This window comes from Ensifer sp. Root558 (assembly GCF_001427045.1).
Taxonomy (GTDB): domain Bacteria; phylum Pseudomonadota; class Alphaproteobacteria; order Rhizobiales; family Rhizobiaceae; genus Ensifer; species Ensifer adhaerens.
The window spans coordinates 126566-140672 of sequence record NZ_LMGC01000023.1 but is presented as its reverse complement, the minus strand read 5'-3'; the positions used below and the strand labels follow the sequence as shown (position 1 = coordinate 140672).

The 14107-nt window shown below is 63.4% G+C and carries 12 protein-coding genes; 2 read left to right on the top strand and 10 right to left on the bottom strand.

Going from position 1 to position 14107, the window contains the following annotated elements:
* Window positions 1-55: 55 nt before the first annotated feature.
* From ASD63_RS20500 to ASD63_RS20480, 5 genes are read right to left on the bottom strand one after another with little or no spacing between them, the layout of a single operon-like run.
* Window positions 56-1249, bottom strand: coding sequence for a glycosyltransferase (locus ASD63_RS20500; RefSeq protein WP_051659659.1), 1194 nt, complete (start codon window positions 1247-1249; stop codon window positions 56-58).
* 2 nt (window positions 1250-1251) lie between these two features.
* Window positions 1252-2496 (bottom strand): O-antigen ligase family protein, encoded by a 1245-nt coding sequence (locus ASD63_RS20495; RefSeq protein ID WP_034803711.1) that lies wholly within the window; start codon window positions 2494-2496, stop codon window positions 1252-1254.
* The gene (locus tag ASD63_RS20490; RefSeq protein WP_034803694.1) at window positions 2493-4055 is read right to left on the bottom strand and encodes an undecaprenyl-phosphate glucose phosphotransferase; all 1563 of its coding nucleotides are present in this window, start codon (window positions 4053-4055) and stop codon (window positions 2493-2495) included. The genes ASD63_RS20495 and ASD63_RS20490 overlap by 4 nt, the downstream gene beginning before the upstream one ends.
* 59 nt (window positions 4056-4114) lie before the next feature.
* Complete coding sequence (locus tag ASD63_RS20485) at window positions 4115-5287, bottom strand: glycosyltransferase family 4 protein (protein WP_034803691.1); 1173 nt, start codon at window positions 5285-5287, stop codon at window positions 4115-4117.
* 5 nt (window positions 5288-5292) lie between these two features.
* Window positions 5293-5868 (bottom strand): polysaccharide biosynthesis/export family protein, encoded by a 576-nt coding sequence (locus tag ASD63_RS20480; RefSeq protein WP_034804249.1) that lies wholly within the window; start codon window positions 5866-5868, stop codon window positions 5293-5295.
* A 203-nt stretch (window positions 5869-6071) separates the two neighbouring features.
* On the opposite strand from ASD63_RS20480, the gene ASD63_RS20475 reads away from it, so the two are divergent.
* A complete protein-coding gene (locus tag ASD63_RS20475; protein WP_034803689.1) occupies window positions 6072-8255 on the top strand; it encodes an exopolysaccharide transport family protein in 2184 nt (727 codons plus the stop codon).
* 57 nt (window positions 8256-8312) lie between these two features.
* On the opposite strand, the gene ASD63_RS20470 is transcribed toward ASD63_RS20475, so the two are convergent.
* The 3 genes from ASD63_RS20470 to ASD63_RS20460 all read right to left on the bottom strand — a co-directional run bounded on the left by ASD63_RS20470 (window position 8313) and on the right by ASD63_RS20460 (window position 10696).
* Window positions 8313-9536: a GNAT family N-acetyltransferase gene (locus tag ASD63_RS20470; RefSeq protein WP_234798752.1), complete on the bottom strand. Its 1224-nt coding sequence runs from the start codon at window positions 9534-9536 to the stop codon at window positions 8313-8315.
* Window positions 9537-9709: 173 nt separating this feature from the next.
* Window positions 9710-10450 carry a metallophosphoesterase family protein gene (locus ASD63_RS20465; RefSeq protein WP_034803683.1) on the bottom strand — a complete coding sequence of 247 codons (741 nt, stop codon included), beginning with the start codon at window positions 10448-10450 and terminating at the stop codon, window positions 9710-9712.
* A 33-nt stretch (window positions 10451-10483) separates the two neighbouring features.
* Complete coding sequence (locus ASD63_RS20460) at window positions 10484-10696, bottom strand: DUF2842 domain-containing protein (protein WP_034804246.1); 213 nt, start codon at window positions 10694-10696, stop codon at window positions 10484-10486.
* 172 nt (window positions 10697-10868) lie between these two features.
* Between ASD63_RS20460 and ASD63_RS20455 the strand changes: the two genes are divergently transcribed.
* Entirely contained in the window at window positions 10869-11972 is a 1104-nt protein-coding gene (locus ASD63_RS20455; RefSeq protein ID WP_034803680.1) for a COX15/CtaA family protein, read from the top strand.
* Between the two features lie 76 nt (window positions 11973-12048).
* Here ASD63_RS20455 and argC read toward each other — a convergent pair whose 3' ends face one another.
* Together argC and speB are read right to left on the bottom strand one after the other, a co-directional pair.
* Window positions 12049-12981: an N-acetyl-gamma-glutamyl-phosphate reductase gene (gene argC, locus ASD63_RS20450; protein WP_060529813.1), complete on the bottom strand. Its 933-nt coding sequence runs from the start codon at window positions 12979-12981 to the stop codon at window positions 12049-12051.
* A 145-nt stretch (window positions 12982-13126) separates the two neighbouring features.
* The gene (gene speB / locus ASD63_RS20445) at window positions 13127-14089 is read right to left on the bottom strand and encodes an agmatinase (RefSeq protein ID WP_034803674.1); all 963 of its coding nucleotides are present in this window, start codon (window positions 14087-14089) and stop codon (window positions 13127-13129) included.
* Window positions 14090-14107: the final 18 nt, after the last annotated feature.

Genomic DNA, 14107 nt, shown 5'->3' with positions numbered 1-14107 from the left:
CCTCTTTTTCTGTTTCCCGAGAATACAGAGCGGCAATCACGCCGTTCTTTCTGCGCTACCTGGTTGACTGGAGCAGGTCGACCGTCTGCCGCTTTGAGGCCGCCTTCTGGTAGAGGGCCTCTGTGCGATCGAGCATGACGGCGAGCGTAAAGCGGTCCTTCAGGTTTTCGGCGCTAGCCGACAGGGCCTTGAAGGTTTCGGGCTCCGCCGCCTGGATCATGGTCTTGGTGAGCGCGGACGTGTCGTCGCTATTGGGCAGGATATAACCGTTCCGATCGTCCTCGATCACCGTGCGTGCGCCACCGATGTCGGTTGCGATGATCGCCTTGCCGGCGGCGGCCCCTTCGAGCATCACATAGGACATGGCCTCGTAGCGGCTTGGCATCACCAGGAGGTCGAAGGCGGGAACGGCTTGCGGGCCGGTGAAGGCGGAGGTCAAATGCATGCGGTTCTGCAGTCCGCTTGCGGCGATCGCCTTGCGAAGGTCACCTTCGAGCTCGCCACTGCCGACCATGACCAGGTGGCTGTTTCTGACGGAAGCGGCGACACTCTTGAACGCTGCGATCAGCCGTTCCGGCGCCTTCTGTGCGGAAAGTCGTCCAACGAAGCCGAAGACGAAGGCATCGGGCGCGATACCGAAGCTGGCGCGCAGCGTCTGCGCCATTTCGCATGAGGGCGGTGCCACGCCGTTGACGATCACCGACATGCGCTTCTCGGGCATATGCAGCGAGAGCGCATGGTGGAACTCGTCGTCGGAGACGCAGATCAGGTGATCGGTAAAGAAACGGGCCAGCGCCCATTCGATCGTGCCGTAGATGAGCCGTCCACCACGGCCGAGCGTCGGGTCCAGCGTGCGAAAAGCGTGGGGCGTGTAGATCCGCGGAACATGAGAGCCAGGCAGCCGCAGGCGTGTCAGCGCACCGGCCTTGGAACTGTGGCCATGGATGATGTCGAAACTGCTGGCCCGCATGATGCGCCGGAGTTCGAGAAAGCGGCCGAAGTCAGACGGTCCGGGTGCGCGCTTCATGTTGACGGCGTGTACGGCCGGCAGGCCGATTGCCTTCAGTTCACGAACGAAACCTTCCTCGGCGCGCACCGGCGAATAGACGGCCTCGACGTGATGCCCGCGCTTGTGCATGCCGCGGCACAGATCGAGAAAGTGCCGGCCCGAGCCGCCGCCACTCGGCTCCAGCACCTGCAGGAGCTTGAGGGGAGGGGCCGGCGACCGGCGCGGAACCACATGTTCCATGGTCAGGAGCTCCGGCCGGCGCGCGCCTGCCGGCGATGGCGATATTCAAGGGCGGCGCATCCCCAGATGATTCCGATGAGCAGATAGAAGTGGCGCCAATGGTCCGTGTCGATGACATTGCCGACCCCGACATGGCCGAGAACGGCGACCCAGGCGATCATCAGATAGGTCTGCCAAGGGCGGTTGAGCAGCAGAAAGCGAAAGCCGAGCGAGAGCGTCCAGACGATCAGCGTCACGTAACTGACAAAGCCGAGCCAGCCGTAGGACGTCAGCGACTTCAGCCAGACGTTGTGCTCATCCTCCGGGAAGATCGTGCTGAAGACCATCGGGCCGATGCCGAGCGGCTTTTCCATCGACATCAGGAAGCCGAGGCGATGGCGATCGAAGCGGCCGAGGTGGCCGCCGTCATAATCCTGCACCAGCTGCGAGCGGCTGGAAAAGAGTGTTGCGACCTGCTCGGACTGCAGCGCGACGAGGAGGGCGCCGACGATCATGATCCCGCCGACGAGAGCCAACACCAGAATCCGCAGGCGGAAGAGGCCGTTTCGCTCCTTGAGCAGCATGACGAAGACGAAGGCGACGACACAGAAGAGGTTGAGGGCCCAGGCTGCGCGGGAGAACGAAAGAAAGACGCCAAGCGCCAGCACCATCAGCGCGGCGATCTTCGGGGGGGCTTTCTGGATGGGCTGCGTGAGGATGCCGTGGATGAGGTACATGGCCGGCACCGAGAGGAACGGGCCAAAGACGTTCGGATCCTGGAACGCGCCCTTGGCGCGGCCATAGAGCGTGAAGCTTTCCGCGCCCGGCACGGCGCCGAAATAGCCGAGGATGCCGAGCAGGGCGGTGATGATGGCCGCCGCCGTCCAGGCATTGAAGATCAGCCGCAGGCGTTCGTGGCGGTCCTCGATGATGGCTGCGAAGAAGACCGAGGAGAGCGCGAGGAAGCCGGAGACCGCCATGTACATCGGCCCCTTCGTCAGGTCGGTCATGACCGTCAGGGACAGGATGCCGCCGACCATGAACAGGGTCAGAAGCGTCAGCAGCGGGGCGACGCTGCGCGAGATCTTGAGGCCCACGAGCGCCCAAAGGCCGATGAGTGCGACCAGGAACAGCTCATAGGGCGCCGGCTCGAAAATGACGAAACCGGAGAGAAACACGGCAAAGGCGACGAGCCCGGAGCCAAGCAGCGAGAGCGCCGCGAGCTGGGGGCGAACGATCGGGAGCCGACCTGAATCGACGGTGCTCAATAGGCGTTCTCGGTATTGAGAAGCCGGAACGGCGTCAGGAACAGGATCTTGAGATCGAAGAGCAACGACCAGTTTTCGATGTAGTGCAGGTCGAAGGCGGTGCGCAGGCGGATCTTGTCGTCATTGTCGATCTCGCCGCGCCAGCCGTTGATCTGCGCCCAGCCGGTGACGCCGGGCTTGACGCGGTGGCGGGCGAAATAGCCTTCGACGACGTCGGAGTAGGTCCGGTTCTGGGTCTGGGCGAGCACGGCGTGCGGCCGCGGCCCAACGAGCGACAGCTCGCCCTTCAGCACGTTGAAGATCTGCGGCAGTTCGTCGATCGAGGACTTGCGGATGAAACGGCCGACGGGGGTGACGCGCGGGTCGCGCTTGGTCACGGCGTTGCGGGCCGTCGGGTCGCTCATATGCGTATACATCGAGCGGAACTTGTAGACCTCGATGGTCTCGTTGTTGAAGCCGTGCCGCTTCTGCTTGAAGATGATCGGGCCCGGGGACGTCGCTTTGACGGCGATCGCCGCGCCGAGCATGATCGGCCACAGAAGTACGAGGGCGACCAGGCTGAAGAAGATGTCGAAGCCGCGCTTGGCGACCGAGTCCCAATCGGCGATCGGCTTGTCGAAGATGTCGAGCATGGGGACATCGCCGACATGGGAGTAGCTGCGCGGGCGGAACCGCAGGTTGTTGGCGTGGGCGGCGAGCCGGATGTCGACCGGCAGGATCCAGAGCTTCTTCAGAAGCTGGAGAATGCGCTTCTCCGCCGTCAGCGGCAGCGAGATGATCAGCATGTCGATGCGCGCCAGGCGGGCGAATTCCACCAGTTCGTCGACCGTCCCGAGCTTCGGGTAGCCAGCGATCACATTGGGCGAGCGGCGCTCGTCGCGGTCGTCGAAAATACCGCAGATGCGGATGTCGTTGTCGGGCTGGTCCTCGAGCGTGCGGATCAGGTCCTTGGCCGGCTGGCCGCCGCCGACGACGACCGCGCGGCGTTCCATCGTGCCGTTTCGGGCCCAATGGCGGATGGAATAGGCGATGAAGGCGCGCTCGGCGATCAGAAAGATTGCGCCGCCGATGAACCAGCCGCCGAACCAGACGCGCGAATACTGGTGGCCGGATTTCAGAAAGAACAGCGCGATGGCGATGCCGCCAAACGCGATGGCCCAGGAGGCGAGGATGCGCGGCATCACCCGCAGCCAGGCGCGCAGCGCCGGGATCTGATAGGTGTCGGCGATCTGCATGGCGGCGACCGCCAATGCGGAACCACCGACGAGAATTGCCAGGTACAGCGGCAGTTGTTCGAAGCCCGGCTGGACATAGAGCGCGTTGATGGCATAGCCGATCGTAAAGAGCGCGCTGAATTCGAACAGGCGCATCAGCCCCATGATCATCGCAGGCGAATAGGTATCGGCGCTGAACTGCTCGGCGATCTGCCGCGCCAGCGGATTGAGATCCGTGGTCGTTGTTTCGCCCGGCATTTCGCCGGGCGCGCGGGCGCGGATTTCCGAAATCTTCTTGCGAAGCGCTTCGGGATCGAACGAACCCGGGCGGTCAAACTTGTTCATGGCTGTCTTCCGGCGCTGAAGTCCCTCAGCCGGGATAGCAGAAAGCCACTAAGAAACGCTTACGTTGTGGGCAACACGCTATCGGCGGGCGGCTGGTAACGGCACAATTCCCGATAGAGGCTTAGCATATCCGCCGACATTACCGAAGCTGCAAATTGCGACTTGAACGTGCTCGGATCGGGCATCACACGTGCCGCCCAGTCCTTCTCGGTGATTGCGCGGGCCATGATGTCGGCGAGCGACCGGGCATTGGCGGGTTCGGCAAGTGCGGTGCTGTCGCGTCCGAGAATTTCCGGGATGCCGCCGACACGGCTGGCGATGACCGGCTTCCGCGCGGCAAGCGCCTCGAGCACGATATAGGGCATGGACTCGGCGCGCGAGGGAACGACGATGTTGCGCGTCAGCGCGAAGGCCTCGCGCGTCTTCATCGCCGGCTGCATGCGGATGCGGCGGGCGAGGCCCTGCTGCAGCACCAGATCGCTGTATTCCTGCTGCTGCGGGCCGTCACCGATCATAAGCGCCGACAGCGGCCTGCCGACAAGCCTTTCGGTCTGGGCGAAAGCTTCCACAAACAGATCGGGACCCTTCAGGTCCCGCATCATGCCGATATAGAGAAAGTCGACCGCATCCGGCCCAGGCGGGACGGTCTCGAACTCCCGGTCGTCGATGCCGTTGTAGATCAGTTCGTTGCGCTCACGCGGCGCGCCGACCTTTGCGAAATAGGTCTGCCGCTCGAAATCGCAGACGAAGACGAGGGCGTCGGTAATCCGCTGCTGGATCCGTTCCGCCGGGAAGACCAGCCGGCCTGTCATAGAGCCTGGACGGTAGTGCAGGCTGCCGCCATGCGGCGAATAGAGGCGGGCTACGCGATACCTGTTGACCCGCAAGGCTGAACCGATGAGCCGGGCAATGACGCCGCCTTTGGCGCCGTGCCCATGCAACACATCCGGTCGCAAACTTCTGATTTCCTTATAGCCGCGCCACAACGCGGCAAAATCCGACGGCCCGACCGAGCGATGGATCGGCATCCGTATCAGGCCGAGCGCCAGATAGGGGCGGATTTCGTCGAACAACCGATCCTCGTGCCTGCCACCTGTCGTGCTGTCGCAGAGGATCCCGACCTCATGGCCCGCCTTGGCATGCGCCTCGGCCAGGTCGCGCACGTGGCGGAATATCCCGCCGACAGGCGACCTGAAGCAGTGGATGATGCGCAAAGGCCGCTCTTGTTGCATCGAGATCAGAACAGGCGTTCGCGAACATAGATCGTGTCGCCGGCAAGAACCGCGTCGGTGATCGGAACCCGGCCGGTGATGATGCGGCCATTGATCTTGCGCGTGATGTCGGCGTTCGACTGATTGGCGCGCGGAGAGAAGCCTCCGGCGACAGCGATCGCGTTCTGCACGGTCATGCCGGGCACATAGGCGTATTGGCCAGCCTGGCCGACTTCGCCCATGATGAAGACGGAACGGTAGCGATCGACCTCGATCGTGACGTCTGGATCGCGCAGATAGCCCTGCTTCAGCTTGGCGGCGATCATGCCCTCCAGTTCGGGTAGCGTCCTGCCGCGCGAGGCGACGGTGCCGATCAGGGGGAAGGCGACGTAGCCGGCCTGATCGACCGTGTAAGTGCCGCTGAGACCGGCCTGTTCGAAGACGTTGATGCGCAGGCGGTCGCCGCTGTCGAGCCGATAGGGCTGGATCGTGGCTTCACTGAAGGCCTTGGGTGCGGGCTGGTAGCTCGTGCAGCCGCCGAGCAACATCGACAGCGCTGCCGCCGTGATCGCGAGACCCGTCTTGATAGCTGCGGTGGACATGCGGTTCATAGGCTCCGGAAACGACCAGCTTTTGTGACGTTATCGGTCCGTTAGGGTTAATAGCAGGTAAACTCGCGGTAGAATTTTCGCGGAGACCTGGCGATACCGCCCCGTCTTTATCATCCGCAGGTTGATCGCATTAACCCTTGCGTTACCATGTTCCTTTACGGTCCGGCGAGATTTGAAGGTTCGGAGCGACTAGCATGTCGGGAAGCGGCAGCGCACAACAGGATGTGGATATCGACCTCGGCGGCCTGTTTCGCGCCGTCTGGGATCGGCGCGTCAAGGTTTTGCTCGCCACCGTCGCTGTGGCGGCGCTTGCCTTCGGCGCAGCAAAGATGATCGCGCCGGATTACCAGAGCGAAACCCGTGTACTCATCGAATCGCGCGAGCCGGAGTTCAGCGGCCCCAACCAGGCTTCCCAGGCGGGCGCCGACCGCGTCTTCGATGAATCCGGCATCCTCAGCCAGGTACAGGTGCTCAAGTCGGCCGATCTCATCAAGCAGGTCGCCCGCAACATGAAGCTCTATGAGCTCAAGGAATTCGACCCGTCGTCGGCACCCTCGGCGCTTTCGGATCTTCTCGTCATGCTCGGGCTGAAGAAGAACCCGCTGGAGATGCCGCCCGAGGAGAGGGTGCTCAAGGAATTCTCCGACAAGCTCCAGGTCTACCAGGTGGAGAAGTCGCGGGTGATTGCGATTGGCTTCACCTCGAAGGACCGCCAGCTTGCGGCTGCCGTGCCCAATGAGATGGCGAAGGTCTTCCTGGCGCTCCAGAGCGGTGCGAAACTCGACACCAATTCCGAGGCGACACGCTGGCTCGAACCGGAGATCGCCAATCTGCGCGAGAAGGTGCGCGACGCCGAGGCGAAGGTGGCGGCCTATCGCGCCTCGTCGGACCTGCTGCCAACCGGCGAAACCACCAACTTCGCGACGCGGCAGCTCACGGACATCTCGACGGAGCTGACCCGGGTGCGCGGCGAGCGTGCCAATGCGGAGGCGCGTGCCGCCGGCGTGCGTTCGGCGCTTGCGAGCGGCCGCGCGCCGGACACCATCGCCGACGTCGTCGGTTCACAGATGATCCAGCGGCTGAAGGAAACCGAGGCCAATCTCCAGGCGCAGGTCGCCGATCTTTCGACGACCCTGCTCGACGGTCATCCGCGCCTGAAGGCGCTGAAGTCGCAGCTCGAAGGCATCCGCGGCCAGATCAGCTCCGAGACCCGCAAGATCCTGACGAGCCTTGAAAACGAGGCGAAGGTCGGTGAACTGCGCGAACAGCAGTTGACCCAGCAGCTGAATGCGCTGAAGGCGCAGTCGGCTCGGGCGGGCGAAGAAGAGGTGGGGCTGCGCGCGCTCGAGCGCGAGGCAACGGCGCAGCGGCAATTGCTGGAGACCTATCTCGCGCGCTACCGCGAAGCGACATCGCGCACGGTGGAGAATGCGACGCCGGCCGATGCACGGGTCATTTCGAGTGCCGTGGTTCCGACCGGCGCGAGTTTCCCGAAAGTGCTGCCGATCACGGTCGTCGCAGCGCTTGCCACGTTCCTCCTGACCTGCATTGGCATCATGCTCGGCGAGCTTTTCAGCGGACGAGCCTTGCGGCCGGTCGCGGCTACGGGCGAACGGGCACCGGTCCACCCGCGTCCGGCGCTGGCCGCAAGCGTCGCCGATTTGCCGCCGGTCGAGATGGCTCAGGCTTCGCCTGCAATTGCGCCCGCCGCAGATGACGCCGTCGACTTGCTGCCTGCTATGGACGTGTCGCTTGCACCGGACATGGAGGAAGAGGCAGCCGAGGCGGATTTCTCGATCGAGGCCGTCGCCGAGCATCTGCGCGCCACCAACGTGCGCGTTGCGATTTCGGTTTCGCCCGGCGGAGACGAGGGTTCTACCGCCACCGTGATGCTCGCCCGGTTGCTGGCCGAAGAGGAGCTGAAGGTCGTATTGATCGACCTGACGGGTTCTGCCTGCCCGACACGCCTGATGGCGCGCTCGCAACAGCTTCCTGGTATCACCAACCTGCTGGCGGGGGAGGTGCCCTTCACGGACACGATCCACGCCGACCGTTTTTCCGACGCGCACATCATTCCTCAGGGCGATGCCGATCCGCGTCAGGCGATGCGCGGCATCGACCGGCTGAAGATGATCATCGACGCCTTGACCAACGCCTATGATCTCGTCCTGCTCGAATGCGGCCCTGCCGATGAAATGGCTGTTGAGAAGATCGCTGGCCGCGATGGCGCGGAAATCATCCTGTCGGCGCCGTCGGTGAGCGATGAGCGGATCGTCGAGGTGCTGACCGGATTCGGCGCAGCGGGCTATCGCGACATCGTGCTGATGACCGGCCAGGTACAATCGGACCCCGAATACCCGGACCGCGACGCGGCATAATGGTGTCGCCGGCCACCGGCGACAACGCGCCGGGGCCCCGTCCTCTTATCTCGGTTATCAGTCGGCGCTGCTGTCGAAGGTCTTGTCTTGCCTGTGCCGTCGCGTGCGCTGGATGCGGGCATAAACGGCCCGGTTCGCCTTGATCGCCCTTTTTGCCCTCACGACGAGGTGATGCCGCAGGCCTGCGAGCCGGCCGGCGAACGTCACCGGCAACACGATGTCGCGCAGCGGTGTCTCGATCGTGCACCAGGAGCGTTTGTAGGGCTGGTCGCCGACGCCGAAATCGAACAGGCGCACGCCTTCCCCCGATAGGCGCTCGATCATGCGGTAAAACAGCAATTCACCCGGGCTGGCATCGCCGGCCAAAGCTTCGTCGATCGACCCGAACTGGCAGATCACGTGATCTGCCTTGCGGGAAAGTCCGGCGACGGCGACGATGCGGCCGTCGTTTTCGCCCCGCAGGCGGATGGCATTGAGTTCCATGAGTTGAACGTCGTCGCCCATACGGGCGGCGAGCGCATGGAAAAACGCCTGCGTTTCCTTGTCCTGGAAGACATCGGGAAGGCCGAGCGCAGCAAAACGCGTCGCCTTCTGCCGAAAGAAGGTATCAAGCAGCGCGTGGGCCTCGTCACCCGTACGCGCGACCACATAGTCGTAGCCGCCCATTTCAGCCAGCCGTCGCTCGGAAATGCGCATCTTCTTGCGCCGCCGCTTGGCGTTGAGCTGGGCCAGTGTCGGCTGAATGCCGCCGAGAAGGGGAAGCTGAAACGACGGGTTGGGATTGGCAACGTTCGAAAGCAGGGAGAAGGGGCTGGGGGCACCGCGCCAGTCGCTCGGTAGACGATCGAGCATGACGATGTCGGCAAGGCCGCGCAGCGCGCCACAGATGGCGCGGGCAAGCGCGTCGGCAAGCGCGGGCGTGCTGATGATCGCCGCGGCGTTGGGGGCAAAGAGCCCGGTGTTGAGGTTGCTATGCTCGGTTCCGATCAGCTTTGCCGTTCGAAACAAGCGTCCGCGCGCCACTTCCAGCGGCAGGACGAGCAGGAGTTCGCCATCGAAGGTAACGCGCAGAAGGGCCAGGTCGCTGACATGGGTCGCAGCCCAGGCGCTGCACCATTGATAGGCATGATGCAGCGAGTTCTCAGGAAGACCGTCGAGCACGCGCCACTCGGTTTCGAGCGCCTCCATATTGCGGTGAAGCGAGATTTCGAAGCGGCCGGCGGCATCGGTCGGATCTGCACGCAAGGACGCGTGCGCGCGGCGGTCGCCGGAGCCGTCCATGGTGAGTTCCGAGTTCGTCATCGCAGGTGCCGTCCGGTCCTTGTTGCGGAGAGATTGAACCTCAAGCCCGCTACGATCGCTTTAATTCGGGAATACTTATGAAGCCGATTGGGAATAACCGGCGAACGCGGTTAGCAAAGCGTGAAGCGAGGAATGTGAAGCGCGCGCAAATTTCAATCGAGAAAGCCGGTGGCCAACGCCTTTGCCCATTCCATGCGGTTGCGGCTGGCCGCAAGCTGGGACATTGCCATCCAGTCATAGGGGACATTGCGGAAGGTGACGTGCCACCCCGAGGCCGATTTCTCGATGATCGCGTAGCGGGCGTCCGGGGAGCCCGCTTCGACCTTGTGCGGCACCGGTTGGTCGTCGTCATACCCGGGGCAGCCGACGCTGCCGGGATTGACGACGAGGCGGCCGTCGGAAAGCCGCACGGCGCGCTGGATATGGGTGTGGCCGCACAGGATAACCGGATAGTCGACGCCGGCTGCTTTCGCTTCTATGGCCGAATGCTGCGCCATGTGGACGGTGCCGACGGCCGTCAAGGCCTCCAGCCAGTAGGTCTCGTCATCCGTCGGCGTCGCATGGCACAGAAAGAACGTTTCCTTGTGGACGTGCGCGACGGGTAGGGTGGCCAGCCATTCGCGGTGCTGCGGCTGCAATTGATCATAGGCTGCGCGATCGGACAGCCCCATTTCATGCGGATCGATCGTCAGGAGATAGCGATCGTGATTGCCGCGGATCGAAAGGATCGCCCGTTTGATGAGGATGTCGGCCGTGCGTGCGGCATTGAGGGGGCCGCTCAGATGGTCGCCAAGATTGACGATATCGGTGATCCCTTGCGCATCGATGTCGGCGAGTACCGCTTCGAGCGCAAGATCGTTGCCGTGGATGTCAGCGATAACTGCAAGTCGCATGGGCGTCCCCCCGAATGGCTACCGGATTGAGGATCAACGATCCTTGGCGGGCTTTTCCATCCATTTGATGATCAGCATGGCCGGCAATATCCAGAGCAGGCCGGTGAAGAAGAAGTAGGCCAGATGCACGTACCAGGGGGCAGCGCCGAGCAGCAGCGAGGCGAAGGTGACGGCGGCCAGCGCATAGACGACGACGAGGATGATGATCAGGATCGTGCCGATCAGCTTTCTGAGGCGTACGGGCATTTCATATCTTTCACATGGGCAAATGCGCGCGGAGCGGCCGCGACCGCATGCCGCAAAGGTTTCGGCCTTGTTTTGCATGCCGCTCTGGTGCAAATCAACGGCTTTCCTGAGGTGCGACCGTTGATCCGTCCGGTTGCACCGCCGACAACCCTACGACACCAGAGGGAACATGATGGCCGGCGTCGAAATGGCGACTGAACAAATGCTTCGAAACGAGATCGGCAGGACCGACCGCAACCGCCGGCAGATCCGCGGCTGGCTGGCAGTCGTGCTGTTCACCCTCTTTGCCCTGGTGCTCGTCGGCGGCGCGACGCGGCTTACCGAATCGGGCCTCTCCATCACCGAGTGGAAGCCGATCCATGGCGTGATCCCGCCGCTGACGGTCGCCGAGTGGGAAGAGGAATTCCAGCTCTACCAGCGCATTCCGCAGTATCAGCAGATGAACAGCAGCATGACGGTCGACGAGTTCAAGACGATTTTCTGGTGGGAATGGGCGCACCGTCTGCTTGCCCGCACCATCGGCCTGATCTTCGCGTTGCCGCTTGCCTATTTCTGGTTCACCGGAAAGGTCGAGCGCAAGCTGCGCATGCCGCTGCTCGGTATCCTTGCGCTTGGCGGTTTCCAGGGGTTCATCGGGTGGTGGATGGTTTCATCGGGCCTCGTGGAGCGCACCGAGGTCAGCCAGTACCGGCTTGCGACGCATCTCGTCATCGCCTGTCTGATCTTTGCCGCCTGTATGTGGATCTTCCGCGGGCTGAGCGCGCATTCGAATGACACGGCGCCCACCGACCGTTCGCGCAAGATGGCGGCGATCATCGCCATCTTCAGTCTGTTCCAGATCTATCTCGGCGCGCTCGTCGCCGGTCTCGATGCCGGCTTCAGCTACAACACCTGGCCGCTGATGGATGGCGCGATCATCCCGCAGGACCTGTTCCTGCAGCAGCCCTGGTGGATCAACCTGTTCGAGAACCCGAAGACGGTCCAGTTCGTCCACCGCATTGGCGCCTATGTGCTCTTTGCCTTCGCACTGATGCACATGATTGCCTCGCTGCGGGCCGCACCCGAAACCACCCATGCGCGCCGCGCCGTGCTCCTGTTCCTGCTCGTCTCGGTGCAGGCGGTGATCGGGATTACCACGCTGGTGCTGCAGGTGCCGGTCGGCTGGGGCGTGGCGCACCAGGGTGGCGCGCTTGTGGTGCTTGGCTTTGCCATCGCCCACTGGCGCGGTTTCTACGGCGAGTACCCGCGGCCGACGGCGATCGAACTGCGCGACTGACGCCGGACGAGCTCCGGAAAAAGAAAGACCCCGGCGAGCGGCTCGCCGGGGTCTTTTGTTTTGAGCTCAGTGCCGATCAGGCCGACAGCATCAGGTCCATGTTCTGGACCGCCGCGCCCGAAGCGCCCTTGCCGAGATTGTCGAGCAGGGCGACGAGGTTCACATGGTTGCCGCCAGGGGTGCCGAAGACGAAAAGCTTCATCGTGTCCTTGCCGGCAAGCTCGGTGGCGTCGATGCGGCCGAGCTTTTCACTCTCCTGGAGCGGCACGACCTCGACGATCGACTGGCCGGCATAATGCGCGACGATTGCAGCATGGATCGTCTCCAGCGTCGTGCCGGTGGCGAGGTCTTCGAGATAGAGCGGCACCTGGACGATCATGCCCTGTGCGAACTTGCCGACCGAGGGCGCAAAGACCGGTGCGCGGTCGAGCAGCCCGTGCATCTTCATCTCGGGCACATGCTTGTGCTTGAGCGTCAGGCCGTAGAGGAAGTGCGGTGCGCTGATGTGATCCGCATTGGTCGCGTCTTCCATCTGCGCGATCATCTGCTTGCCGCCGCCCGTGTAGCCGGAGACCGCGTTGACCGTCACCGGATAGCCGTCCGGCAGGATGCCGGCCTGGCGCAGCGGCCGGATCACGCCGATCGCGCCGGTCGGATAGCAACCGGGATTGGCGACGCAACGGGCGCTGCGGATCTTCTCCGGCTGCGCCTTGTCCATTTCGGCAAAGCCATAGGCCCAGTCGGGCGCAATGCGATGCGCGGTCGAGGTGTCGATGATGCGGACCTTGTTGTTGCCCGAGACCATCGAAACCGCCTCGCGCGAGGCGTCGTCCGGCAGGCAGAGGATGGCGATGTCTGCTTCGTTCAGAAGATCTTCTCGCATCGCGGCATTGCGTCGTTCCGCTTCCGGAATGGAAAGCAGTTCGAGATCGCTACGGCCGGCCATGCGCGTGCGGATCTGCAGGCCCGTGGTGCCGTGTTCGCCATCGATGAAGATCTTCGGTTTCATGATTTTCCCGTTCTGCCAGACAGTTAGAAGCCGTTCCGGAATCATTCTGGCATAGAATTGAATCAATTTCTCAACGGGCCGGCGGAACGCCGCCAAACCCACCTGTTCCTATATAAGCAGCGGCCATTCATCGCAACGGCAGCGCTCAGCGAAGCGGCGCACGCTCGGCAAGCTTCTCCGCATGCAGGCCCAACATATACATCGCGACCGTCGCACCGGCGATTGCGGTGACGTCGGCATGGTCGTAGGCTGGCGCCACTTCGACGACGTCGCTGCCGACCACCGTCAGCGCCCCGAGCTTGCGCAGCACCGAAAGGATCTTGGCGCTCGACGGGCCGCCGGCGACCGGGGTGCCGGTGCCGGGCGCATAGGCCGGGTCGAGGCAGTCAATATCAAAGGTCAGATAGGCCTTGCGTTCGCCAACCTGCCTTATGATCGTCTCGGCGATCTCGGCAGCGCTCATCTCTTCGACGTCGTAGCCATAGAGAATGCGGATGCCGCAATCCTCGGGCGCGTGCGTGCGGATGCCGATCTGGATCGAGGCATCTGTATCGATCAGGCCCTCGCGCGCCGCACGGCCGACAAAGGAGCCGTGGTCGATGCGACCGCGTTCATCCGGCCAGGTATCCTGGTGGGCGTCGAACTGGACGAGGGCGAGGGGGCCGTGCAGAGCCGCCTGCGCCTTCAGGATCGGGTAGGTGACGAAGTGGTCGCCGCCGAGCGTCTGCAGATAGGCGCCGCTCCTGATGATCTTAGTCGCTTCGCGTTCGATCGTTGCCGGCGTCTTCGAATGATTGCCGTAGTCGAGCAGGCAGTCGCCATAGTCGACCGTCGCCATCTCCGCGAAGAGATCGCGGTCGAACGGGTACTGCGGATCGTTGTCGAAGATTGCCGAGGCGCGGCGGATCGCCTGCGGCCCGAAGCGCGCGCCGGGGCGGTTCGAAGTGGCGGCGTCGAAGGGAATGCCCCAGACGACGGCATCGACACCCTTCAACTGCTTCGAATATTTGCGGCGCATGAAGGAGAGAATCCCGGCATGGGTCGGATCGGACGCCGCCGATGTGAGTGAGCGCGCCGTCAGCGCATGATCGATCGTCCTGTTCGCCATATCCCGCCTCTGCCTCGG

What these genes read in the sequence shown, in the direction of transcription:
- ASD63_RS20485 (WP_034803691.1), bottom strand. Translation starts at nt 5,287, where the DNA reads ATGCAACAAGAGCGGCCTTTGCGCATCATCCACTGCTTCAGGTCGCCT.
- ASD63_RS20460 (WP_034804246.1), bottom strand. Translation starts at nt 10,696, where the DNA reads ATGCCCGTACGCCTCAGAAAGCTGATCGGCACGATCCTGATCATCATC.
- ASD63_RS20470 (WP_234798752.1), bottom strand. Translation starts at nt 9,536, where the DNA reads ATGGACGGCTCCGGCGACCGCCGCGCGCACGCGTCCTTGCGTGCAGAT.
- ASD63_RS20490 (WP_034803694.1), bottom strand. Translation starts at nt 4,055, where the DNA reads ATGAACAAGTTTGACCGCCCGGGTTCGTTCGATCCCGAAGCGCTTCGC.
- ASD63_RS20455 (WP_034803680.1), top strand. Translation starts at nt 10,869, where the DNA reads ATGGCCGGCGTCGAAATGGCGACTGAACAAATGCTTCGAAACGAGATC.
- ASD63_RS20480 (WP_034804249.1), bottom strand. Translation starts at nt 5,868, where the DNA reads ATGTCCACCGCAGCTATCAAGACGGGTCTCGCGATCACGGCGGCAGCG.
- ASD63_RS20465 (WP_034803683.1), bottom strand. Translation starts at nt 10,450, where the DNA reads ATGCGACTTGCAGTTATCGCTGACATCCACGGCAACGATCTTGCGCTC.
- argC (WP_060529813.1), bottom strand. Translation starts at nt 12,981, where the DNA reads ATGAAACCGAAGATCTTCATCGATGGCGAACACGGCACCACGGGCCTG.
- speB (WP_034803674.1), bottom strand. Translation starts at nt 14,089, where the DNA reads ATGGCGAACAGGACGATCGATCATGCGCTGACGGCGCGCTCACTCACA.
- ASD63_RS20500 (WP_051659659.1), bottom strand. Translation starts at nt 1,249, where the DNA reads ATGGAACATGTGGTTCCGCGCCGGTCGCCGGCCCCTCCCCTCAAGCTC.
- ASD63_RS20475 (WP_034803689.1), top strand. Translation starts at nt 6,072, where the DNA reads ATGTCGGGAAGCGGCAGCGCACAACAGGATGTGGATATCGACCTCGGC.